Below are 1,505 nucleotides of genomic sequence, written 5' to 3' on the forward strand. Positions count from 1 at the left end.
GGGGGGGCTGCCGCCCACCCCCCCCCACCCCCCCCGGGCCTCACCCGCCGCTCCACACCCCCCGGGGGGGCCCCCATTTTCCGTCGCCGGGACCGGGGGTGGGATAACTCACGCTCGCCCCAGGTAGCGATCGGGTACCAAGGCCCGTTGCATTGAGGCGTGACTTCTTCCCTCGGTCTCGTCGAGACGCCACGCACCAGCTGGCATGTCCCGGCGATGCTCGCGCTGGCGCTGGGAGGGTTCGGCATCGGCACCACCGAGTTCGTGACGATGGGCCTGCTGCCCGATATCGCGAAGGCCTTCGACATCTCCGAGCCGACGGCCGGGCACGCGGTGTCGGCGTACGCGCTCGGGGTGGTCGTCGGTGCGCCGCTGATCGCCGCGCTGTGCGCCAGGGTGCCGCGCAAGAAGCTGCTCATCGCGTTGATGGCCGCGTTCACCGTCGGCAATGCCGCGACGGTGCTGGCCCCGACCTTCGGCACGCTCGTGGCGGCCCGGTTCGTCTCCGGGCTGCCGCACGGCGCCTACTTCGGCGTCGCCTCGCTGGCGGCGGCCACGCTCGCCCCGGTCGGGCAGCGGGCGAAGGCGGTGGCCGCGGTGATGCTCGGGCTGAGCGTGGCCAACGTGATCGGTGTGCCGGGCGCGACCTGGCTCGGTCAGCATCTGGGCTGGCGGGACGCCTATGTCGTCGTCGCCGTGATCGGTGTGGCGACGGTGGCCGCGCTGTGGCGGTACGTGCCCTCGCTGAGCGGCATGAAGGTCACCAACCCGATGACCGAACTCGGTGCGCTGCGCCGCCCGCAGGTGCTGCTTACCCTGGCCGTCGGCGCGATCGGCTTCGGCGGCATGTTCGCCGTCTACACCTATATCGCCACCACCATGACCGATGTCGCGGGCATGCCGATCGGCGCTGTCCCGATCGTGCTCGCCCTGTTCGGCCTGGGCATGATCGCGGGCAGTATCCTCGGCGGCATCATGGCCGACCGCGGCGTCGATCGCTCGATCTTCGTCGCCATGATCGCGATGGTGGTCATCCTGGCCGGCTTCGTCCTGGCCGCCCACAACCCCGTCACCGCAGGCATCGGCGCCTTCCTGGTCGGCGCATCCGGCGCGGCCCTGGCCCCCGGCCTGCAAACCCGCCTGATGGACGTCGCCGCCGACGCCCAAACCCTCGCCGCCGCCCTCAACCACGCCGCCCTCAACATCGCCAACGCGGCGGGCGCCTGGCTCGGCGGCCTGGTCATCGCCGCAGGCCTCGGCTACACCGCCCCCGCGGCAGTCGGCGCGCTCCTGGCCGTGCTCGGCCTGCTGCTCTTCACCGTCACGATGTGGGTCGGACGACGCTCGGCCTGACTCTCCGGCTCCATGCCACACGCCGTCGTCGCCGAAATCTCGGTACCAGATCGCCGCGGGGCCGAGGCCCCCCGCCGCCCCGGGGGGCGCCGGACGCCCCCCCCGCCCCCGCCGATAGGCCCCCACCCCCCCACCCAGCAGCGGGGGCACCC

At 73.0% G+C, this 1,505-nt stretch carries 1 protein-coding gene; it reads left to right on the top strand.

The window, feature by feature from the left end; genetic code table 11:
* Positions 1 to 216: 216 nt before the first annotated feature.
* Positions 217 to 1,353: an MFS transporter gene (locus ACFWPJ_RS32605; RefSeq protein ID WP_378857337.1), complete on the top strand. Its 1,137-nt coding sequence runs from the start codon at positions 217 to 219 to the stop codon at positions 1,351 to 1,353.
* Positions 1,354 to 1,505: the final 152 nt, after the last annotated feature.

The organism is Nocardia sp. NPDC058497, from assembly GCF_042720195.1.
GTDB lineage: Bacteria > Actinomycetota > Actinomycetes > Mycobacteriales > Mycobacteriaceae > Nocardia.